At 43.4% G+C, this 21,000-nt stretch carries 22 protein-coding genes; all 22 read left to right on the forward strand.

Going from position 1 to position 21,000, the window contains the following annotated elements:
• The first annotated feature begins 32 nt into the window (after window positions 1-32).
• The 22 genes from AC3WTL_RS02025 (at window position 33) to AC3WTL_RS02130 (ending at window position 20,998) form a co-directional block, all read left to right on the forward strand.
• Complete coding sequence (locus tag AC3WTL_RS02025; protein WP_492368866.1) at window positions 33-1,436, forward strand: metallophosphoesterase; 1,404 nt, start codon at window positions 33-35, stop codon at window positions 1,434-1,436.
• A gap of 40 nt (window positions 1,437-1,476) precedes the next feature.
• On the forward strand, window positions 1,477-1,656 hold the full coding sequence (locus AC3WTL_RS02030) for a twin-arginine translocase TatA/TatE family subunit (RefSeq protein ID WP_053435217.1): 180 nt from the start codon (window positions 1,477-1,479) through the stop codon (window positions 1,654-1,656).
• 311 nt (window positions 1,657-1,967) lie between these two features.
• A complete protein-coding gene (locus AC3WTL_RS02035) occupies window positions 1,968-2,831 on the forward strand; it encodes a PHP domain-containing protein (RefSeq protein ID WP_492368867.1) in 864 nt (287 codons plus the stop codon).
• A gap of 34 nt (window positions 2,832-2,865) precedes the next feature.
• Window positions 2,866-3,501 carry a DapH/DapD/GlmU-related protein gene (locus AC3WTL_RS02040; protein WP_492368868.1) on the forward strand — a complete coding sequence of 212 codons (636 nt, stop codon included), beginning with the start codon at window positions 2,866-2,868 and terminating at the stop codon, window positions 3,499-3,501.
• 141 nt (window positions 3,502-3,642) lie between these two features.
• Window positions 3,643-4,344: a GntR family transcriptional regulator gene (locus AC3WTL_RS02045; RefSeq protein WP_492368869.1), complete on the forward strand. Its 702-nt coding sequence runs from the start codon at window positions 3,643-3,645 to the stop codon at window positions 4,342-4,344.
• Window positions 4,345-4,467: 123 nt separating this feature from the next.
• Window positions 4,468-4,890, forward strand: coding sequence for a phosphonate C-P lyase system protein PhnG (gene phnG, locus AC3WTL_RS02050; protein WP_226617660.1), 423 nt, complete (start codon window positions 4,468-4,470; stop codon window positions 4,888-4,890).
• An 18-nt stretch (window positions 4,891-4,908) separates the two neighbouring features.
• Complete coding sequence (phnH, locus tag AC3WTL_RS02055; RefSeq protein ID WP_492368870.1) at window positions 4,909-5,529, forward strand: phosphonate C-P lyase system protein PhnH; 621 nt, start codon at window positions 4,909-4,911, stop codon at window positions 5,527-5,529.
• Window positions 5,517-6,650, forward strand: a complete 1,134-nt coding sequence (locus AC3WTL_RS02060; protein WP_492368871.1) for a carbon-phosphorus lyase complex subunit PhnI — start codon at window positions 5,517-5,519, stop codon at window positions 6,648-6,650. Before phnH ends, AC3WTL_RS02060 begins: the two co-directional genes overlap by 13 nt.
• On the forward strand, window positions 6,643-7,497 hold the full coding sequence (locus AC3WTL_RS02065) for an alpha-D-ribose 1-methylphosphonate 5-phosphate C-P-lyase PhnJ (RefSeq protein WP_492368872.1): 855 nt from the start codon (window positions 6,643-6,645) through the stop codon (window positions 7,495-7,497). The genes AC3WTL_RS02060 and AC3WTL_RS02065 overlap by 8 nt, the downstream gene beginning before the upstream one ends.
• Window positions 7,498-8,343, forward strand: coding sequence for an ATP-binding cassette domain-containing protein (locus AC3WTL_RS02070; protein ID WP_197216515.1), 846 nt, complete (start codon window positions 7,498-7,500; stop codon window positions 8,341-8,343).
• 44 nt (window positions 8,344-8,387) lie between these two features.
• Window positions 8,388-9,566, forward strand: a complete 1,179-nt coding sequence (gene phnM, locus AC3WTL_RS02075) for a phosphonate metabolism protein PhnM (protein ID WP_197216507.1) — start codon at window positions 8,388-8,390, stop codon at window positions 9,564-9,566.
• Between the two features lie 29 nt (window positions 9,567-9,595).
• The gene (locus AC3WTL_RS02080; RefSeq protein ID WP_197216505.1) at window positions 9,596-10,300 is read left to right on the forward strand and encodes a phosphonate C-P lyase system protein PhnL; all 705 of its coding nucleotides are present in this window, start codon (window positions 9,596-9,598) and stop codon (window positions 10,298-10,300) included.
• Window positions 10,301-10,417: 117 nt separating this feature from the next.
• Complete coding sequence (gene phnD / locus AC3WTL_RS02085; protein ID WP_197216498.1) at window positions 10,418-11,452, forward strand: phosphate/phosphite/phosphonate ABC transporter substrate-binding protein; 1,035 nt, start codon at window positions 10,418-10,420, stop codon at window positions 11,450-11,452.
• Between the two features lie 158 nt (window positions 11,453-11,610).
• On the forward strand, window positions 11,611-12,399 hold the full coding sequence (gene phnC / locus AC3WTL_RS02090) for a phosphonate ABC transporter ATP-binding protein (RefSeq protein ID WP_248347924.1): 789 nt from the start codon (window positions 11,611-11,613) through the stop codon (window positions 12,397-12,399).
• On the forward strand, window positions 12,389-13,174 hold the full coding sequence (locus AC3WTL_RS02095) for a PhnE/PtxC family ABC transporter permease (protein ID WP_492368873.1): 786 nt from the start codon (window positions 12,389-12,391) through the stop codon (window positions 13,172-13,174). Before phnC ends, AC3WTL_RS02095 begins: the two co-directional genes overlap by 11 nt.
• Window positions 13,174-14,031, forward strand: coding sequence for a PhnE/PtxC family ABC transporter permease (locus tag AC3WTL_RS02100; protein ID WP_492368874.1), 858 nt, complete (start codon window positions 13,174-13,176; stop codon window positions 14,029-14,031). The genes AC3WTL_RS02095 and AC3WTL_RS02100 overlap by 1 nt, the downstream gene beginning before the upstream one ends.
• Before the next feature lie 372 nt (window positions 14,032-14,403).
• Complete coding sequence (locus tag AC3WTL_RS02105; RefSeq protein ID WP_492368875.1) at window positions 14,404-15,987, forward strand: glutathione ABC transporter substrate-binding protein; 1,584 nt, start codon at window positions 14,404-14,406, stop codon at window positions 15,985-15,987.
• Window positions 15,988-16,060: 73 nt separating this feature from the next.
• Window positions 16,061-16,984, forward strand: a complete 924-nt coding sequence (gene gsiC / locus AC3WTL_RS02110) for a glutathione ABC transporter permease GsiC (RefSeq protein ID WP_492368876.1) — start codon at window positions 16,061-16,063, stop codon at window positions 16,982-16,984.
• A gap of 12 nt (window positions 16,985-16,996) precedes the next feature.
• Complete coding sequence (locus AC3WTL_RS02115) at window positions 16,997-17,893, forward strand: ABC transporter permease (protein ID WP_048007855.1); 897 nt, start codon at window positions 16,997-16,999, stop codon at window positions 17,891-17,893.
• A gap of 15 nt (window positions 17,894-17,908) precedes the next feature.
• A complete protein-coding gene (locus tag AC3WTL_RS02120) occupies window positions 17,909-18,898 on the forward strand; it encodes an ABC transporter ATP-binding protein (protein WP_492368877.1) in 990 nt (329 codons plus the stop codon).
• Window positions 18,891-19,859 carry an ABC transporter ATP-binding protein gene (locus AC3WTL_RS02125; protein WP_197249525.1) on the forward strand — a complete coding sequence of 323 codons (969 nt, stop codon included), beginning with the start codon at window positions 18,891-18,893 and terminating at the stop codon, window positions 19,857-19,859. Before AC3WTL_RS02120 ends, AC3WTL_RS02125 begins: the two co-directional genes overlap by 8 nt.
• Window positions 19,860-20,089: 230 nt before the next feature.
• Window positions 20,090-20,998, forward strand: a complete 909-nt coding sequence (locus tag AC3WTL_RS02130) for a sugar phosphate isomerase/epimerase family protein (protein WP_197249526.1) — start codon at window positions 20,090-20,092, stop codon at window positions 20,996-20,998.
• Window positions 20,999-21,000: the final 2 nt, after the last annotated feature.

Genomic DNA, 21,000 nt, shown 5'->3' on the forward strand with positions numbered 1-21,000 from the left:
TCTTGAAAAATTGATGAAGGAGCTTATAAATCATGAAAGAAATTCGGAATGCAGACAAAGATGGTAATATTTTTTCAAGAGAAATGGACCGCCGCGCTTTTTTGCAGAAAACGACCTTAGCTGCAAGTGCAACTATCGGAATATCTTTTGCTAACTCTCTTAATGTAATTACAGCAAGCGCAGCCTCTTCTGCTTCGATAATGAATTCTGCTGGTAAACCTGACTTAGTTTTCCCGGTTATCAGTGACATTCATATCCATAACAGCAGCAATAAAACACTTGAAAAGTTTATAACTACCCTGGAGCAATTAAATAAGGCTGTACCGAAGCAGGATGCTTTTGTGGTTGTGGGAGATTTAACAGATTATGGATATGAATCGGAATTCGATAAGTTCATGTCAGCTTATAATGTCCACAAACAGCCAGGTGCCGTTCCGATGTTTGCCATAGGGAACCATGACTATTGGAATGGCTTATCAGTATCTGAGGCTCAAAAGCGATTCCTATCAAAAACAGGCATGGAATCTATCCGCTTTCACAAAGTAATTAAAGGCTACCATTTTATCATTCTCGGAACAGAAGATGGATTAACAGAGGGCACCTTTTCCGCTGAACAAATTAATTGGCTGGGTCAGCAGCTGAAGATTGCGCATGAAGATGATTGGAAGAAGCCAATTTTTGTCTTTCATCATCAGCCGATTAAAAGGACGATCTATGGAAGTGAATGGGGCTTTAATCAGAATAGAGACCTTTTTTACAACACTTTAAAGGAATATCCGCAAGTCATCTCATTTTCCGGTCATACCCACTATCCTCTTGATGACCCGAGAATCATTCACCAGAAGGATTTTACTTCAATCGGGACTTCAACCGGCGCCTATTTGTGGCTGGATGCCGGCAGAATTCAAGGGGAAGTGCCTGAGGGTGCAGATGTTCTGAATCAGGCATTAGTTGTAGAGGTGCATAATAATAAGGTGCTGATTAAGCGCCGTGATATTCATCATAATGACTGGACTGGAGATCCGTTTGAAATCAGCTATCCGGCAAATAAGCAGCAATTTGTTTACACAGAAGACAGAGATAAGAAAGCGCCATTTTTTACAAAAGATGCAATGCTATCTATTAATCATGAAATGACATCAGCCACTGCCATGGCCATTATGTTTACGCAAGCCAAGGATGATCTGCTGGTTCATGACTACAGGGTAGTGGTAAGGCATGCAAATACAGAGGCAGTTGTGAAGGAATTTCTTGCTTTCTCGGAATTCTATAAAGATCCTGTGCCAAATCCGTTAACGTTAACCATTGAAGGATTACAGGCCAATACAGCCTATCAAATTGAAGTGCATGCAATGGATGCTTATGGGAATGTATGTAAAAGACCTTTAAGAGCTTTAGGGAAGACGAAAACATTGGCTGCCGCAGAAACCGTTTAATCTAGAAGGTTAGTAACAATACTCAGCAGGAGGGATGAAGATGCTGCAAAATATAGGTATACCAGGACTAATACTAGTATTAGTTATCGCACTTATCATTTTCGGTCCATCGAAGCTGCCGGAAATTGGCCGGGCATTCGGCTCGACTTTGAGGGAATTCAAAAGCTCAACAAAAGAATTGCTGTCAGAGAACCAGGAAGACAGCAGCAAAACGAAATAACAAAGAAGAAAGGGGCCAACATTTTTGAAGTTGGCCCTATTTTGTGCAGGTTTTTTTGAAAAATAGCTGTTTTTTTTAAAGTTATCCGTTAAATAAATTTGCTCTTCATCTAGTCTAGTAGAAATGGGGATATCGGACACTTTCGGAAGTTTATCAGTCAGAATTTTAATATATCGGTCAGTTGCTTTCATGCCGCACTTTTACTAAAAGATGAAATTACAAACTCTTAACAGAAATTTACATTCTATTAACCTATCTGGCTTGGCACCAAGTTATTCTAGAAAAAAAGGCTTTGAATAGGAGGAATCGAGATGAAAGCAGAGCTGCATTGCCATACGAATGTTTCTGATTGCCCGCTATCGATTGATGAGGTATTGAATCTGGCCATTGCCAATGAAGTTACACATTTGGCCATCACGAACCATGACACGACAAAAGGGCTGCAGGAAGCAATTGAGAGAGGGAAGAGGTATGGAGTGGAGGTGATCCCTGGTATTGAAATTTCTGCTTTTGATTTTGACAGGGGTCGCCGGGTTCACATACTGGGCTTTTTTATCGAACCTGGGCATAAGGCAATCGAATTGCTGTGCCAGCCGATCATTGAGCGGAGGCATAAGCTTTCGTTTGAAATGGTACAAAGACTGATTTCAGCAGGCTACAGCATTACATGGGCCCGCTGTCTGGAGCTTTCTGAGGGAGGAACCGGAGTTTACAAGCAGCATATCATGGAAGCTCTTATAGAGGCTGGATATGCTGATTCCATTTACGGTTCACTTTATAAAAAATTATTTAGCCGCGGTCAAAAAGGAGAATCGCCAGGCATCGCCTTTATCCCGATGGAATATGTGGATGCGAAACTTGCTGTTGAGGCAATTCTTGAAGCTGGCGGTGTGCCTGTGCTTGCCCACCCTGGCCAATACGGGAATTTTGAAAAGGTGCCTGAGCTGGCTGAAGCCGGCCTGCAGGGGATAGAAGTCTGGCACCCCCTTCACAGTGTACAGCATGAAGAAGTGGCAAGGAAACTGGCCATACAATATGGATTAACCATGACTGGAGGTTCCGACTTTCATGGTGCTTACGGTGAGAAACCGGTTGTGCTGGGCAGCATGTCTCCGGGGGTGGAGAGAGTGCATGAATTAGCGGCGAGACGGAAGAGACTGAAAAGCCAGCGTTAATAGGCGTCACATTAAAAAAGGAGTGGATCTGCACATGTCAATGATTTTTAAACCAAAAAAGGATGAAAAGCTCTCTGTTTCTCCTGCTGTACATCAATCCAGCTTCATCATTGACAGCTATGCGGGAGAATGGACGTCAATTGGAGAAAGAAATAAAATTATCGAATCGAAATTTGGCGACTACACTTATACGATGGATGATGTAACAGTCAACTATACAGAAATCGGCAAGTTCTGTTCCATTGCTTCTCATGCATGCATTAATCCTGTCCAGCATCCGATGGACCGGGTGACTCAGCACCATATGACCTATCGGAAAGTCGACTATGGCTTCGGCGATCAGGATGATCATGAATTTTTTGAGTGGCGCCGTACAAACCGGGTTAAAATAGGCCATGATGTATGGATTGGGCACGGTGCCATCATCATGAAGGGTGTTGAAATTGGCACGGGAGCAGTCATCGGCTCCGGTGCAGTCGTTACAAAGGATGTTGAACCCTATACAATTGCAGCGGGCGTGCCGGCAAAGCCATTAAAAAGAAGGTTTTCTGAAAAGACAGCTGAAAAACTGCTAGAAATTGCGTGGTGGGATTGGCCAAGGGAGAAGCTTGAAGCCCATTTTGAAGAATTAAATGATACCGAAGCTTTTATCAGGAAATTTGGAAGTTGAATACAGACTTACAAAGACCCAGTCATTAAAAAGATTGGGTCTTTTTTATATTCATAAAAATATTACAATTACGTAACTTTCCATTTAAATTCATTCATTAGACTTAAATTGTTTCTTGATTTCGAAAGGGGCGGCGACTGTATGAGTGAAAAAATGATGCTGGTAGATGAGCTGATTACACAAATAAAGGAAGGGAAGTACAAACCGAATGAAAAGCTTCCTTCTGAGAATGAGCTTTCAGATCAATATAGGATTCCAAGAATGGTTGTACGGAAAGCGTATGAGCAATTGCAGGAACTGGGGTTCATTTTTTCAAAGCAGGGAAGAGGCAGTTATGTCCAAAATAGGAAGCAGCAGATTCCGCTGATTTTAACAGGGGATATCAGCTTTAGTGAAAAGATGAATGAGCTTGGGTTTGACTTTAGGTCAGAGAATATTTGCTGTGAAAAAATCCAGTTTGATTCTGAAGTCTTTCATGCTCTAAAAGTCGATCCGGAGGATGAAGTCTATAAAATTTCCAGGCTAAGAATCGTGGACGGCTGCCCGATAGCCTTGCATACGTCTTATGCAGCCAAATCCGTTTTTCCGCAAATTGATAGGGATGGACCCGGGATCACCTCTATTTTCCATTATTACAAAACGCAAGGCTATAAAGAATTCTCATCGGGCCAAAGTCAGCTGAGTGTGGTTTTCCCGAATGAATTTGAACGGAAAATCCTGCAATGCTCGAGTTTGATTCCGCTTTTGCTGCTGGAGTCCCTTTGCATGGACAAGGAGACGGGAACAGTGCTGGAATTCTCGAGAATTAAGTATAGAAGCGATTGCTTTACTTATTTAATTTAAATATGGCTTGGAGCGTCAATCAGGTTAATAAAACTCTTACATAATTTACACTTCTTTAACATCCGCCAGCTTGGCAACAAGATAGATTTAAGATGCAGAACAAAAACAGATGGAGGCCAAAAGGTGAAAAGAAAACAGCGAACAGAAATTTTAATTGAAGGTTCACATGAATTGGCAAAATCTTTAGCGAAAGAAATTGAGCAAAAATATTCAGTATCTGTCATACAGGAGCCTGAAAATGGACTTGTGATGATAAAGGTGCGGGAGACTTCCAGGAAAAGCCTGTTTTATTTAGGAGAAGTGCTTGTCACAGAATGCAAGGCTAAGGTGGAAGGAAAGATCGGCATGGGGATTGTGAAAGGAGATCATCCGGATTTGGCTTATCATCTTGCCGTGATTGACGCGGCATTTCTAGGGGATCTTCCTGAGACCAAACCATGGGCCGGGATACTCGAAATTGAAAAGTACTATATAGATCAAAAAAGAAAAGCAAAAAATGAAGCGATTTTAAAAACAAAAGTCAGCTTTGAAACGATGGATGTTTAATAGAAGGAGGAACAGGCTTTGAAATTAGATATTGTTCATGACCTGCAATCTGTTTATAGAAAATTAGTTGATAGCTCCTCAAGACCAGGACTGATAACAGACCTGGGCAAGGAGGCAGCGATGCTTGATGAAGAGAATGCTGCCGGCTGCTCCAGCTCGATTTTACTGCTGGCACTAACGCTGCTTGATCCTGAGGTGACGTTTAAAGTGTATGGCAGTGAGGCTGCAGCAGTTGAAAATGAACTAAATCAATTAACTTTCGCAAAAGCGGTGCAAGCGGATCAGGCCGATTATTTATTTCTCCTGAAGGATGCCTGGGCAGGCTCGCTGGAAGATGCCATTGAAAATGCGAATCCAGGCACGTTCCTAAACCCGCACAAATCCGCAGTGATTATAGCAGAAACAGGAGCGATTACGGCCGGTGATGACCTGCTTTTAAAAGGGCCTGGCATTCAAACTAGCACAGGAATCAGTATAGACCTGACAGGAAATTGGATTGAAAGAAGAAGTGAAAAAAATAAAGAGTATCCAACCGGGGTTGATCTGGTATTCGTGGACCGTAATCATCAGCTTTTATCACTGCCAAGAACGACTCAAATAACAGTATGCAGGGAGGTGGAGGAACAATGGGTTATGTAGCAGTAAAAGGCGGGACACAGGCCATTGAAGAGTCGATTAAACGCTTGAAATACGAAAGGCTGCATAAGGAGCAAGTGCTGAGAACCGGACAGATTGAAGCAGGCATGAGAGGGTTAATCGATCAGGTGATGTCAGAAAGCAGCTTATATAGTGAAAAGCTTGCTGCATTAGCGATCAAGCAGGCTGAAGGGAATCCGGAAGAAGCAGTATTCCTGCTTCGGGCATACCGCTCGACCCTGCAGCGAAAGTACTGCTCGAAAATCATTGAAACCGGGGCCATGAAGGTGGAACGCCGGATTTCAGCCAGCTTCAAGGATATTCCCGGCGGACAGATCCTGGGGGCTACAACTGATTACACCCACCGGCTTCTGGATTTCAATTTAATGAAAGAAACGGAAGTGACGGTAAGAGAATGGCTTTCAGCTTATGCTCTGGAAAATAGCCCAAATATAGAACAGCAGCATGCACCTGACCTCGTCTTGCCGAAGGTGCTTGATTATTTAAGGAAAGAAGGCTTGATTCCTCCACTTGAAAACAATGATGCTGAGCCGGATGATGTGACGAGGGAAAGCCTTGAGTTTCCATCAAGCCGAAGCCAGCGCCTGCAAATTCTGACAAGAGGAGAGACTGGAGCGGTTACTTCACTGGCCTATGCGGTTATCCGAGGCTATGGAGCGCTCCATCCGACAGTCGGAGAGCTGAGAACAGGAAGCCTGCCAATATACGTGGGACCTACGAATGAAGCCTGCAGTGATGAAGATGAATATTACATTGGCGAGATTAAAGCAACAGAAGCAGAAATGCTGATGCCGTTCATGACCGAAAAAGAAGAAGGCAAAAAGGAATTAGAGTTTGAAATCGGATATGGATTGTGCTTCGGACAGAATGAGACGAAAGCGATCGCCATGGGCATTCTGGATAATTGCCTCGAGCATCCTGATAATAGCTTTCCCAGCCATAATGAGGAATTTGTCCTCCTCCACATTGATTCTGTGGAGTCAACCGGCTTTATATCACACTTGAAGATGCCGCATTATGTAACGTTCCAGTCAAAGCTTGACAGTGTGAGAAAGACAAAAGCGAAAGCAGAAGAACAGGAAGAGGTGCAAGTATATGAATAACGCCTATAATTTTGCTTTCTTTGACGAAGGTTCGAAGCGGGAGATTAGAAGAGCCACATTAAAAGCGATTGCCATCCCGGGTTATCAGGTTCCTTTTGCATCAAGGGAAATGCCGATTGGAAGGGGCTGGGGGACAGGCGGCCTGCAGCTGACACTCTCACTGATTGGAAGAGAGGATGTATTGAAGGTTATAGATCAGGGCTCAGATGAATCTGTCAATGCAGTCAGCATCAAAAAGCTTGTAAAGGATACAACTGGTGTCCAAATAACGGATCACACCTCCCAGGCAACCATCATCCAATCACGTCACAGAATTCCTGAGGTGCCGCTTAGGACGGACCAAATTCTTGTTTTGCAGGTGCCGCTTCCTGAACCGCTCCGTTATTTTGAACCGAGTGAACATGAGACGAAAAAGCTGCATGCGGAAAAAGAATACAGCGGTGCCTGGCTCATGCTATTTGAACAGATCATGAAATACGGAAGCATGACAACAGGTGCAGATCATCCGGTCATGGTTCACGGCCGCTATGTTATGGCACCAAGCCCGATCCCGCGCTTTGATAATCCGAAAATGAATGAAAACGAAGCACTTATTTTACTGGGAGCAGGACGGGAGAAGAAGATTTATGCAGTTCCACCTTATACGAGGATTGTTTCCCTCGATTTTGAAGATTATCCGTTTGAAGGGGAAAGCTTTCATGATAAATGCTGCAGATTATGCGGGTCTGAGGGAGTGTTCCTTGACGAACTAATCGATGAGGCAACGGGAGAGACGTTTTACCAATGCAATGATACCAGCTATTGCTGTGAAATTGTAAACGAAGCTGAAAAGGCAGGAGTGAATTAAATGACTGAATTTGAGGTTCCGGTCTTATCTATTAAAAACTTAAACAAGCAATTCGGTCCTGGCTGTGATCATTGCAGGACCCCTGAGCCTTTGACCCTTATCAAAAATTACTGCAGTGTGTGCGGAACGGTGTATGCGTGCAGGGATGTGTCCTTCGATGTCTATCCGGGAGAGGTGCTTGGGATTGTAGGGGAAAGCGGAAGCGGCAAGTCCACATTAATGCAATGCCTGTACTTTGACCAGGAAACGACCTCAGGGGAAGCTTATATTTCTTCCTATCAGAATGGGGTGAAGAATCTTTTTAAGGAGTCTTCCCAGCAAAAACGGTATATCCGCAACCATTTAATGGGGAAAGTCTATCAAAACCCTTTATTGGGATTGAAAATCGACTTTTCTTCGATTGGAAATATTGCCGAAAAGTTGATTGCAGCGGGCAGCAGGAATGCGGGAATGATGGAAGCCAGGGGATTAGAATTGCTCAGCAAGGTGAATATTCCTGTCCATCGCCGGAAAGAAGCTCCAAAGAATTTTTCGGGGGGGATGCAGCAGCGTGTGCAAATTGCCAAGGCTCTTTCTAATCAGCCGCCGATTCTCCTTTTGGATGAGGTTACGACGGGATTGGATCTATCCGTACAGGCTAGTGTTTTGGATTTGATTAAGAGCCTGCAGCGGGAAATGAATATTAGCATTGTGCTGGTTTCACATGATTTGGGTGTTATTCGGATGCTGGCTGACAGAACTTTGGTCATGCTGGAGGGACAGGTCATTGAACAGGGGCTGACAGATCAAATACTTGAAGACCCTCAAGCTCCATTTACTCAAAGCTTGGTTCATTCGCTTCTTTAAGCTAATCGGAAAAAAATCTCATTTGAAATTAGGGGGAAGCACACTTGTACGTCATTACAAACGGAAAACTAATTACAGAGGATACTATTCTGCAAGGATACGATCTTCTGATAGAGGATGATCGGATCAGCAGAATTGCTCCAAAGGGAGAAATGAAATTTGAAGAATCCCTGGAGGTGATAGATGCAGCGGGCGCGTATGTTTCACCGGGATTTATCGATATACATTCCGATTATATTGAACATATGGCAGCACCGAGGCCAACGTCTTTAATGAACTTTCATTTAAGCCTCAGGGAAGCAGAGAAGGAGCTCATATCCCATGGGATCACAACGATGTTCCATTCACTTTCCCTCTATAAAGAAACAGAATATGCATACAAGCCGATTCGGGAACCGGAAAATGTCAGAAAGCTCATAGACCTTATAGATGAGACACACAGTACAAAGCATCTTGTACGCCACCGTTTCCACGCAAGGTTGGAGATTGATAATGTGGATGAAATCGAGAACCTCAAAAGCTACATCAGTGAAAATAAGGTGCATTTGATTTCGTTTATGGATCACACACCAGGACAGGGCCAATATCGTCATCTGGAAATCTATCGGAACACCGTTAAAAGCTATAACAGTATGAGCGATGCCGCTATAGATGTTTTAATCCGAAATCACCAAACAAAAGAAAAGCTCTCTGTCGAAGATATGAAGGACATTGCCGAGCACGCGCATGCACATGGGATTGCAGTTGCTTCACATGATGATGACAGCTTTGAAAAAATCGAGCTGGTGAAGAGCTTCGGCACGACAATCAGCGAATTTCCAATAACTCAGGAGGTAGCGTATAAAGCGAAGGAGCTTGGCATGTATACGGTAGCAGGAGCACCGAATGTTCTGCTCGGAGGCTCCCACAGCGGAAACCTGGGTGCAGCAGAAGCGATTCAAAATGATTCGATTGATATATTGTGCAGTGATTATTATCCGGCTGCTATGCTTCATTCCATTTTTGAACTGGCAAGGAATTATGGGAAGGACCTTGGAGAAATGATCAGACTTGTCACCATTAATCCTGCAAAAGCAGTGAATATGGATGAGGAAATCGGTTCAATCGAAGAAGGAAAAAAAGCAGACCTTTTGATCATTGAAAAATTGGCAGACGATTTTCCGGTAATTACTGGCGTATTCGTTGATGGGAAGCTGATCCAAAAAACGAATTACAGAATTTAATACTACTTTGGGAGAAAGCAGGTGGATCGGTGGAGAATCTATTGGAAATCAAGGATCTGTCCAAATCATTTACCCTTCATAACCTCGGGAAAAATATCCATGCAGTGAGCGGCATTGATATCAGGTTAAGAGAAGGAGAATTCATCGGGATTACTGGAAAAAGCGGAAGCGGAAAATCGACGATATTGAAATGCATTTTTGGAACCTACAGCCTTCAGGAAGGGAGCATTTGGTACAATTCCAAAAAGTTCGGGCCTATCAATTTGGCTGAGGCAACAAATAGACAGATGATTTATTTGCGCAAGCAAGAAATTGGCTATGTTTCTCAATTTCTGAATGTTATGCCAAGAACGACTGCCAGGCAGCTTGTAATGCAGGCCATTGTTGAAATGGGAAGGGAGCAAGTTCATGCTGAGAAAGAGACAGAGCGGATCCTTTCGCATTTCGAGCTGGACCCGGAGCTATGGGACAGCTATCCTGCCACCTTTTCCGGCGGGGAAAAACTCAGGCTGAACATTGCCCGGGCGATGGTCAAGAAGCCAAGACTGCTTCTTTTGGATGAACCGACTGCAAGCCTGGACTATGAATCTAAAATGAAGGTGAAATTCTTAATAGAGCAATTAATGCATGAAGGCACGACAATGCTTGGAATCTTCCATGATCTTGAATTTATGAACAACTTATGTGATCAGGAATACAACATGCAGAATGGTGTATTTACATTGTCTCACTAATTCTTTACCAGTGCTTAATGATTACTCATAATGCCTTATCAGTAGATTAATATTTTTTCGCTATAGTTAGGTCGATGGGATTATAAAAACTTTTCTAAATAAGAGAGGGGAATAATCATGAAGAAAATGGCTCTATTTTTGCTATCAATTGTGATGACCGTTGTATTTGCAGGCTGCTCGTTTACAGCAAACTCAGAAAAGGACGATACACTGACGATCGCCTGGCTTCCAAACGAATCAGGCGCTGATTTAGGAGAAGCACGTGACGAAATTGGGAAACTGATAGAAGAAAAAACAGGCAAAAAAGTTGAGCATCAAACAACGACTGATTATATTGTGGCTATTGAAGCGATTGCGAACGGCAACGCAGATATGGCATTCCTTGGTGCACAAGGATACATAGAAGCACATAACAAGAATGAAAAGGTCCTTCCGCTGGCTGTTCCAAGCGGCGAGTCAGGCACCCTGGAGGACGCTGTGTATTACAGCTGGCTGGCTGTTCAGAAGGAAAATGCAGATGAATACAAAAACGGCGGGGAGTTTGCCATAGACAATATTCAAGGAAAGAAATTCTCTTTTGTTTCGAACAGTTCCACATCAGGATTCAAGGTTCCATCTACAGGCATTACTGATTATTTCAGCGAAAAAGAAGAGTTTAAGAGTTTGACAGCTGAGGATTTGCTTGAAGGCGGAGAGGACAAGTTCTTCAATGAAGTATTATTTGGAGGCTCTCACCAGGGTTCTGCTGTCAATCTATTAACTGGCAAAGCGGATGTAGCGGCATTCTGTGATACATGTGTGAACAATTATGTGGATCTGGCAGAAGGTGAAGTGAATAAGCAGGGCGCAGTTTACAAAGTTAAAGATGATGCAGCTGAGCCATTGAATACGGTTGCCGGAAAAGAATTCAGCTTAATCTCAGTAACTCCTGTTTTAAACGCACCATTTGTAATTAATTCCGGCACATTGAGTGAAGAAGACCAAACACAGCTGCTTGAAATCATGACATCGGATGAAGTGGCAAATAACGAAAAAATCTTCGTTCCGGAGGACTCCGAATTTTCAGGGTTATTCAGCAGGAAGTCCGGAAATGAGCGTTTGGTTGAAGTAGAAGACGAGTGGTTCAACCCGATCCGTGAGCTTGCAAAATAAATTGAATTCCATCAGCGGGGAGGGCTTATCCCCTGCTGATGGCCGGTTGAACAATCTAATTTTATCGGCAGTTGAAATATTTATTTACTATATGTCCTTTAAGAAGTCTGGACTGCCCGTTAAAGCATATAAAACAATTGGATAGGAGGGGTTAACTCATGACGGCATTATTGGAAGTTAATCACCTTACAAAGCAATTTGGCAAAGATTCGAAAGCATTGACTGATATAAGCTTTTCAGTTCAGGAAGGGGAGTTCGTTTCCATTATCGGCCCATCAGGAGCAGGGAAATCAACTCTCCTCCGCTGCATCAACCGCATGATTGATGCTACAGGCGGAGACATCCGCTTCCAGGATCTCCATGTAATGGACCTGAAGAAAAAAGAATTAAAACAGGTCCGCACCAAAATTGGCATGATTTTTCAGCACTATAACTTAGTGAATCGATTATCGGTAATCGAGAACACTCTGCACGGAAAATTGGGAACCAAATCAACATTGGCTGGCGTTTTGGGACTTTACAGCAAAGAGGAAAAGCAGCAGGCAATCCAGATTTTGAATGTGCTAGGCCTGAACGAAATGATTTATAAGCGTGCAGACCAATTAAGCGGCGGGCAAAAACAAAGGGTCGGCATTGCCCGTGCGCTTATCCAAAATCCTCGGATGCTCTTGTGCGACGAACCCATTGCGTCTCTTGATCCTAATTCGGCGAAAGTGATTATGGATTATTTGAAGAAGATTTCAGCAACGATGGGCATTACCGTTGTTGTAAATCTTCATCAGGTTGATGTGGCCATCAAATATTCTGATCGCATTATCGGCATAAACAAGGGGCAGGCAGTATATAACGGAACGGCTAAAGGAATGACTTCTGAAGACATTAAGCGAATATATGGATCGGAAGCGGAAGATTTAATCTTTGACATCGGAGGCATCCATGCAGGCTGATATTTTTGCTAAGAAAAAGCGAAACACACTTGCCTTCCTTTTACTCCTTGGAGCCGTGACGATCCTTGCTATGATCATTACTGAGTACAATGCTTTAAAGGGTTTTGCTTCTATACCCAAAGCCATACAATGGGGAATGGCGAACTTTTATCCAACCGCAGAATCCTTAGAAAAGCTGCCAGTTATTCTTGAAAAGCTGCAGGAGACACTCCTGGTTTCGATTGCGGCCACGACAGCAGCTGCGGAATTCGCACTATTGTTTTCCATTTTCGGTTCGAATACAACAAAGATAAATCCCTTTTTTGGAGCGATTACAAGAGGAATTGCCACTGTCTTTCGTAACATCGATGTTGCCGCATGGGCATTGATTTTGCTGTTTTCATTTGGACAAAGCGCGCTAACTGGCTATTTTGCTTTGTTTTTTGGATCATTTGGATTCCTGACCAGAGCTTTTACCGAAACAATTGATGAAGTGAGCGGGGAATCTGTGGAGGCGTTAAAAGCAACAGGTGCAGGCTACTTTTCCATCATCTTTCAATCGGTGATTCCATCAAGCATTCCGCAATTAATCAGCTGGATTCTGTTCATGATTGAAACGAATATCCGCAGTGCCACATTAATTGGACTGCTTACAGGATCCGGAATCGGTTTTACATTCAACTTATACTATAAAAGTCTGGCTTATGACACAGCAAGCCTGGTCGTTGTTGTCATTATTGCTGCTATCCTATTGATCGAATATGCATCCAATTATGTAAGGAAGGTGATATTGTAATGGAGGTGAAGGAACAGCTGAGTAATGTAACAGCATCAGCCGATCATCTGCTTGGCAAAAGAATGCCGGTTAAGCCTTTGAACAAAGCGGCCATTGTGACGAGATTAACTCTCTTTATTCTCGCTGTGCTGACAGTCTATGCCTTTTACAGCTTTGATTATAAGGAACTGGACTTTATGGATGCGCTTCTCGGCACATTCGCCAATTTAAAAACCATATTCCTTGAACCGCACTTGAAGCATTTCTCCTTTGGACATGCCCTTTATCAAGTCATGATCACTCTCGGGCTGGCTTTTCTGACAACCTTGTTTGGAGCCATAATTGCAGTCCTATTCGGATTGCTGGCGGCTGAGAATCTGTCTTCGAAAAGGGTTTCTATAGTCATTAAAAGTATGGTTGCCTTTATTAGAGCCGTGCCGACCGTCCTGTGGGTCCTGATCTTTGCGGTTGCAGCCGGTCTGGGAAGTACAGCTGCTGTGATAGGAATGACCTTCCACTCGATCGGTTATTTAATCAAAGCTTATTCAGAGTCCTTTGAAGAATTGGATAGGGGAGTGATTGAAGCGCTGCAGGCGAGCGGAGCCAATTGGTGGCAGGTTGCCTTTCAAGCGGTTATCCCATCTTCCATTACTTATATGATTTCCTGGACATTCCTCCGCTTTGAGATTAACTTTGCAGTCGCGGTTGCCATGGGGGCAGCAGCAGGGGCCGGAGGAATAGGATTTGATATGTTCATGGCAAGCAGCTTTTATCTGGATATGAGGGAAATCGGGGCTATTACTTATTTTATTCTGGCCGTTGCAATTATCCTTGAAGTCTTTGCTGCGAAGATAAAGAGAAAGCTGAAAACAGTATAGTAAATATGCAATATTTGACCAGGCGATGATGCGCCTGGTCTTTTATATTTTGCTGTACATGACGACTCTCACTATTCACAAATTTGATGTTCTGTGAATCTATGAAAAGTATAGAAGAAATCCTGGTTAAAAATTAAAAATATAAAATTTTCTGAATTGACTATTGAAATTACAAGATTATCAATCTATAATGAATTTAATTATTTTCATCAGTGGAGAAAATAATATGTAAAAAACCTTTATATAGCTATAGTACATAGAATATTTTACATATTTAATAACATGGTGAAAATAATTGTCGGTTTTAAACTCTTTTAGATTAAACAACTGAGAAAAGCAAAAAAGACAAAATTGTTCAAGGGGGAAAGCAATTTGAGTAGGGTAAATGTGTGGAAAATGCTGTTTGTTGCTTTTATGTCTGTGATTTTACTGGCTGGCTGTTCCAGCGAGGAAAGCGGCGGAACTTCTGAAAAGGAGAATTCAGGGAAATCAGCAAGCGGCAAGGATCAGGAGTTAGTCATTGCTGTTAATGAGAACTTTATTTCAATGGACCCGCATAATACGGGCGATACGAATTCAAATTCCGTTCAGACGGCTATGCTGGAGGGATTGCTGGGATCGGATGAAGAGGGACAAATCATTCCGCAGCTGGCTGAGGAATACAGTGTCAGTGATGATGCACTGGAATATACTTTCAAGCTTCGTCAGGGTGTTACCTTCCATGATGGGGAGCCGTTTAATGCCGAGGCGGTTAAAACCAGCTTTGAAAGGATTATGAAGGATGAAAGCCTTCGTTTAAACAGCCGTGGATTTAATCTTATTACCAGCATTGATGTAATTGATGAGTTTCAAATTATAGTCACTTTAAAAGAACCATATGCTGGTATGCTGACAAGATTTGTTTCCGCTAAAATCCTAAGCCCGAAGCTGATCAATGACTCTTCCAGCGATATCGGCAAAACACCAGTCGGCACCGGTCCATTCAAGTTTGTGGAATGGGTTCAGGGGGACCATTTAACAGTTGAAAGATTCGATGATTATTGGAATAAGGCAGATCGTGTGAAAAAGATTACGTACAAGCCTGTTCCAGAAAATGGCTCTCGTGTAGCTATGCTGAAAACAGGCGAAGCACATGTGATCTATCCAGCGCCAGTACAAAACTTAAAGGAATTGGAAAGCAATTCAGACGTTGAAATTCATAAAATTCCTTCCACGATTGCCCGGTATGTATCCATCAATACGATGAAAGAACCGTATGATGACGTTCGAATTCGCCAGGCCATTAACTATGCTGTGAATAAAGAGGCTTTTATAAGTGTTGTCAATTCCGGCTACGGCTTGCCGCTGGACTCGATTATTCCAAGCAAAACCCAGTTTTACTCCAAACAGGAAACCTATGATCACAACATTGAGAAAGCAAAAGAATTGATGAAAGAGGCTGGATTTGAAAATGGCTTCAAAGCTGAAATATGGGGCAACACCAATTCCGACACATTGAAGGGAATGCAGTTTATCCAGCAGCAATTAAAAGAAATTGGGATTACCGTTGAGATTAAATCAATGGAAGAAGGCACATTATCAGATGAGATTTATGGAGCTCAGACACCGGAAGAAGCAAAGGTGCAAATGTGGTATGTCAGCTGGTCTGCATATCCATCCGACACGACCAATGCAACGAAGCCATTGTTCAGCAGCAGCTCATTCCCGCCGGATGGAGCGAATACAGCATACTACAAAAATGATGATGTAGATAAGTGGATTACAGAGGTTAATCAAACAGCAGATCCTGACAAGCAGGCAGAAATCTACAACAATATTCAATCAACTATCTACAAGGATGCACCTTGGATTTTCTTAGGCGTAGATGAGATCCTTGCAGGTTCAAGGTCTAATGTCGAGGGTGTCTTCATTTCTCCAACAGGCGGAATTAATGTGACAGACGCCAATCTTAAGTAAAAGCAAGGCAAGCAGAAGAGGCAAAGGCTGACGATATCCTATGCCTCTTCCTTCTAAGAAAGGGGTTTTCATTTTGCTTCAATATATCTTGAAGAGAATCCTGGAAATGATCCCGATCCTATTTATTGTTTCCATATTAATCTTTTTCTTCACTCATTTAATTCCCGGAGATCCTGCCAGATTAGTTGCCGGAAAGGATGCAACTCTTGATGAGGTCACTATCATCAGGGCAGAACTGGGGCTGGATAAACCGATTTGGGATCAATACATTACATACATGAGCAATTTATTTCAAGGAGATTTAGGCACTTCCTTAAAAACAGGCCTTCCGGTTTCAGAGATGTTTGCAGACCGTTTTATGCCCTCCATCTATTTAACTTTCATGAGTATGGGCTGGGCGTTGGTGCTAGGTTTGTTAATAGGAACATTATCAGCGGTATTCAAAAATAAATGGCCGGATTATCTCGGGATGGTCACAGCAGTTTCGGGAATTTCCATGCCGGGGTTCTGGCTTGGTTTGATACTTATTCAGATTTTTTCTGTCCAGCTCGGGTGGTTTCCAACAGGCGGAGCCGAGAGCTGGAAAAGCTATATATTGCCTTCCCTCACTTTAGGTGCCGGAATCATGTCCATGCTTGCCAGGTTTACCCGGTCGTCTTTGCTTGAGACGTTAAGAGCCGATTTTATCCGGACGGGTAGAGCGAAAGGGTTAAAGGAATCTGTAGTTATTCCAAAACATGCACTTAGAAACTCTTTAATCCCTGTCGTAACCATTGCCGGGCTGCAGTTTGGCTTCCTGCTTGGGGGATCAGTGGTAGTTGAAACCGTATTTAGTTTTCCGGGGATGGGACGATTGCTGATCGACTCCATTGCCTTCAGGGACTATCCAGTCATTCAGGCGGAGCTTTTGCTATTTTCCATCGAATTCATTCTTGTTAATTTAATCGTAGATATAATGTACAGTATGCTGAATCCGAAGATACGCTACGTTTCCTAGAGGAGGGGAATCATGGAAATCATAAAAGAAGTTAATGCCTATACCCCAGTGATTCCAAAGAAAAAATACTCACCTGTTAAAGAATTCTTTAAGAATTGGAAAAAGCAAAAAATGGCATTTGGGGCAAGCATTTTTATACTGCTGCTAATCATCATCGCCATCATTGGGCCCTATATTGCACCTTATGATCCGTATGAGCCTGATTATAATACGACGCTGCAGGGTCCAAGCAATGAACATTGGGCAGGCACGGATGAATACGGCCGCGATATTTTCAGCCGCTTGCTCGTCGGTGCAAGAATCTCGCTTGGTGTCAGTTTTCTTGCTGTTTTTTTAGGAGCGGCTGGAGGAATCATTCTTGGGCTAATGAGCGGTTATTTTGGCGGCTGGCTGGATCGGCTTATTATGCGCGGCAGTGATGTTATGTTTGCGTTTCCGGATCTGCTGCTGGCAATCGCCATTGTGGCCATCTTAGGACCGGGATTAACGAATGTGGTGATCGCCGTGTCCATTTTCAGCATCCCATCTTTTGCAAGACTGGTGAGGGGCTCGACATTAGAGGGGAAAGAGACCGTTTTTGTGGAAGCGGCGAAATCAATGGGAGCCTCACATCGGAGGATTATGTTCAAACACATTTTCCCTGAAACGCTTGGGAGCTTAATCGTTTTTATTACGATGAGAATTGGAACGGCAATCTTAGCGGCTTCCAGTTTGAGTTTTCTGGGTCTCGGTGCCAGTCCTGAAACACCGGATTGGGGTGCTATGCTCAGCCTTGGCCGTGATTATTTAGGAACAGCTTCCCATGTTGTCATGATGCCGGGATTAGCGATCTTTTTGACCGTGCTTGCTTTCAATCTTGTCGGAGATGGGCTCCGGGATGTCCTGGATCCTAAAACGAAGAATGAGTAAGGGAGATTGAAAAAAATGGAGAAGCTATTGCAGGTAAACGAGCTGGAGACGCAATTTACAAAGGATAAGGAAAAACTGAAAATTTTGCGGGGGGTCAATTTTCATATCAATAAAGGAGAGGTACTCGGGCTCGTAGGGGAATCCGGCTGCGGCAAAAGTTTAACCTCCCTGTCGATCATGAAATTATTTAAAGGCACAAGCGGAGAAATATCGGGCGGAAGCATTTCCTTCAAAGGCGAGGATCTTACTCATAAATCAGAGAGGGAAATGAGAAAAATCCGCGGAAAGCAAATGGCCATGATCTTTCAGGAGCCGATGACTTCCTTAAATCCCGTCATGAAAATAGGGGAACAGCTGCTGGAGCCCATCCGGCTGCATCTTGATTTAAACGAAAAGCAGGCAAAGGAGCATGTGATTTTTATTTTAAAGAAAGTCGGAATCCCCCGGGCGGAAGAAATCGTTTATGAATTTCCCCATCAGCTGTCTGGCGGGATGCGGCAAAGGATTATGATTGCCATGGCCATGTCCTGCAATCCTCAGCTTCTAATCGCAGATGAACCGACGACTGCACTGGATGTAACGATTCAGGCGCAGATACTTGAATTGATGAAACAGCTGCAGCGGGAGGAAGGCATGTCCGTTTTATTAATAACCCATGATTTGGGTGTAGTGGCGGAAATGTGTGACCGGGTAGCCGTCATGTATGCAGGCCGGGTAGTAGAGGAAGCGAATGTATTCGATTTATTTGAAAGCCCGCAGCATCCTTATACGAAAGGACTGATAGGTTCTGTTCCAAAGATCGGCCAGAGGAAGGATAAACTGACATCCATTAAAGGAAATGTGCCAGACCCCGGCAATATGCCAAAGGGCTGCAAGTTTGCTCCAAGATGCAATGAAGCCATGGCTATTTGTTTGGAGGAAGAGCCGGGTGCAACTGATTTGGGAGATGGGAGAAAGTGCAGCTGCTGGATGATTGAAGAAGGGAGGAAGAATGTATATGCCTGAGACACTGCTAAAAATAAACGGGCTAAAGAAGTCATTCACGCTTCCGGGCGGCATGTTTGCCAAAAAGAGATCATTAAAGGCCGTTCATGATGTGTCGTTCCGCATCGAGCAGGGAACGACATACAGTCTGGTTGGAGAAAGCGGGTGCGGCAAGTCTACAACAGGACGGCTGATCTCAAGGCTGCTGACTCCCAGCCAAGGTGAAATCTGGATTGATGGCGAAGAAATTTCACAAAAGAAAGAATCACAACTGAAATTGGTAAGAAAAAAGGTGCAGATGATCTTCCAGGACCCCTATGCATCTCTTAATCCAAGAATGAAAGTAAGAGAGATAATTGCCGAACCTCTTGTGATTCATACGAAACTATCAAAAGCGGAAAGGAATAGATTAGTCAGCGAAATGCTGGAAACCGTTGGACTGACAGAACACCATGCTGACCGATATGCTCATGAATTCAGCGGCGGCCAGCGCCAGCGGATCGGCATAGCCAGGGCGCTGATTATGAAGCCAAAGCTCATTATAGCTGATGAACCCGTATCCGCTCTTGATGTTTCCATTCAATCTCAAATCCTGAACTTATTAAAGGATTTGCAGACTGAATTTAATCTTACGTATCTATTTATCTCTCATGATTTAAGTGTAGTCGAACATATCAGCGACAGCATCGGGGTCATGTATCTTGGCACCATCGTAGAATCGGGCCCGAAGGATGTCATTTTCTCAAATCCCCAGCATCCCTATACAAAAGCGTTGCTATCTTCTGTGCCAGTCCCGGATCCAAGGCTGAGAAGGGAGCGGATTGTCCTGCAGGGAGACTTGCCGAGTCCGGTTAACCCGCCTTCCGGGTGCCGTTTTCATACGAGGTGTCCTGCATGTATGGATATTTGCAGAACAGTGGAGCCAGAGGTGAAAAAAGGGCTGGCTGATGATCATTTTGTTGCATGTCATTTAATGGATTAGCCAAACGTACCGGTTCAATGAGATTTTTCTTAAGGATTTTTCGCTCTGCAGGAATTTATCGGTCACTTTGCCGTGTTTATCGGTCAACTTTTAATTATATCGGTCAGTTTTCGGAGATATCGGTCAGAATTTAATTTTATCGGTCACATTTTTGATATATCGGTCACTTGGTGGTATATCAGCGTTCCTGTAAATTCACTATAAAATACAAGTAATAGGAGAGGATTTTCATGAAGGTTGGACTTAGCACGTACAGTTTAGTAAGAGAATTAAGAGATGGCAATATGACAGTTCTGGATGTGATCGACTGGATTGCCGAAAATGGCGGTGAGCACATGGAGATCGTTCCTTATGGCTTCTCGGTTGTGGATAATGCGGAGCTGGCACATCAAATTAAGAAGAGAGCAGAAGCAGCCGGGATTGAACTTTCTGCCTATTCCCTGCCGGCCAATTTTGTCCAGCCGACACAGGAAGCATTCGAACAAGAAGTGGAGCGGCTGAAGGAGCATGTGGATATCGTTAATCTCATGGGCATTAAGATTATGCGCCATGATGTAACAGCATTTCAGCTGAAGCCGGAAGAAATGACGATTCACTACTTTGAAGAGCATTTTGATAAGTTAGTAGAAGGAAGCCGTCAAATCGCAGATTACGCAGCACAATACGGCATTACGACAACCATTGAAAACCACGGATTCAATGTCCAATCGAGCGACCGTGTACAACGGGTCATTCATGTGGTGGACCGCCCTAACTTTAAAACAACTCTCGATGTCGGTAACTTCCTTTGCATTGATGAAGATCCGCTCGTTGGGGTAAAAAAGAACCTAAAATACGCAGCAACGGTCCATTTAAAAGATTTCTATATTCGCCCATATTTTGAGAATCCGGGTGATGGAGTCTGGTTCAGGACTGTAAATGAAAACTATCTGCGCGGAGCAATCGTGGGCCACGGAGATTTAAATATACGCGAGATTATTAGATTGATAAAGGGCTCCGGTTATGACGGTTATTTGACAGTGGAATTTGAAGGTATGGAAGATTGCAGGATAGGTTCCAAAATTGGCATGGATAATGTAAGAAGATTATGGAATGAAGTGCAGGCAGTGAATGAATCTAAGCCGGTTTTGAAAGGGTGAAG

This window comes from Cytobacillus sp. EB106-05-05-XG126, from assembly GCF_058791715.1.

Bases quoted from the DNA above. Each gene is read 5' to 3' on its own strand.
- AC3WTL_RS02025 (WP_492368866.1), top strand. From the start codon at position 33: ATGAAAGAAATTCGGAATGCAGACAAAGATGGTAATATTTTTTCAAGA.
- AC3WTL_RS02030 (WP_053435217.1), top strand. From the start codon at position 1,477: ATGCTGCAAAATATAGGTATACCAGGACTAATACTAGTATTAGTTATC.
- AC3WTL_RS02035 (WP_492368867.1), top strand. From the start codon at position 1,968: ATGAAAGCAGAGCTGCATTGCCATACGAATGTTTCTGATTGCCCGCTA.
- AC3WTL_RS02040 (WP_492368868.1), top strand. From the start codon at position 2,866: ATGTCAATGATTTTTAAACCAAAAAAGGATGAAAAGCTCTCTGTTTCT.
- AC3WTL_RS02045 (WP_492368869.1), top strand. From the start codon at position 3,643: ATGAGTGAAAAAATGATGCTGGTAGATGAGCTGATTACACAAATAAAG.
- AC3WTL_RS02060 (WP_492368871.1), top strand. From the start codon at position 5,517: ATGGGTTATGTAGCAGTAAAAGGCGGGACACAGGCCATTGAAGAGTCG.
- AC3WTL_RS02065 (WP_492368872.1), top strand. From the start codon at position 6,643: ATGAATAACGCCTATAATTTTGCTTTCTTTGACGAAGGTTCGAAGCGG.
- AC3WTL_RS02070 (WP_197216515.1), top strand. From the start codon at position 7,498: ATGACTGAATTTGAGGTTCCGGTCTTATCTATTAAAAACTTAAACAAG.
- phnD (WP_197216498.1), top strand. From the start codon at position 10,418: ATGAAGAAAATGGCTCTATTTTTGCTATCAATTGTGATGACCGTTGTA.
- phnC (WP_248347924.1), top strand. From the start codon at position 11,611: ATGACGGCATTATTGGAAGTTAATCACCTTACAAAGCAATTTGGCAAA.
- AC3WTL_RS02095 (WP_492368873.1), top strand. From the start codon at position 12,389: ATGCAGGCTGATATTTTTGCTAAGAAAAAGCGAAACACACTTGCCTTC.
- AC3WTL_RS02100 (WP_492368874.1), top strand. From the start codon at position 13,174: ATGGAGGTGAAGGAACAGCTGAGTAATGTAACAGCATCAGCCGATCAT.
- AC3WTL_RS02115 (WP_048007855.1), top strand. From the start codon at position 16,997: ATGGAAATCATAAAAGAAGTTAATGCCTATACCCCAGTGATTCCAAAG.
- AC3WTL_RS02120 (WP_492368877.1), top strand. From the start codon at position 17,909: ATGGAGAAGCTATTGCAGGTAAACGAGCTGGAGACGCAATTTACAAAG.
- AC3WTL_RS02125 (WP_197249525.1), top strand. From the start codon at position 18,891: ATGCCTGAGACACTGCTAAAAATAAACGGGCTAAAGAAGTCATTCACG.
- AC3WTL_RS02130 (WP_197249526.1), top strand. From the start codon at position 20,090: ATGAAGGTTGGACTTAGCACGTACAGTTTAGTAAGAGAATTAAGAGAT.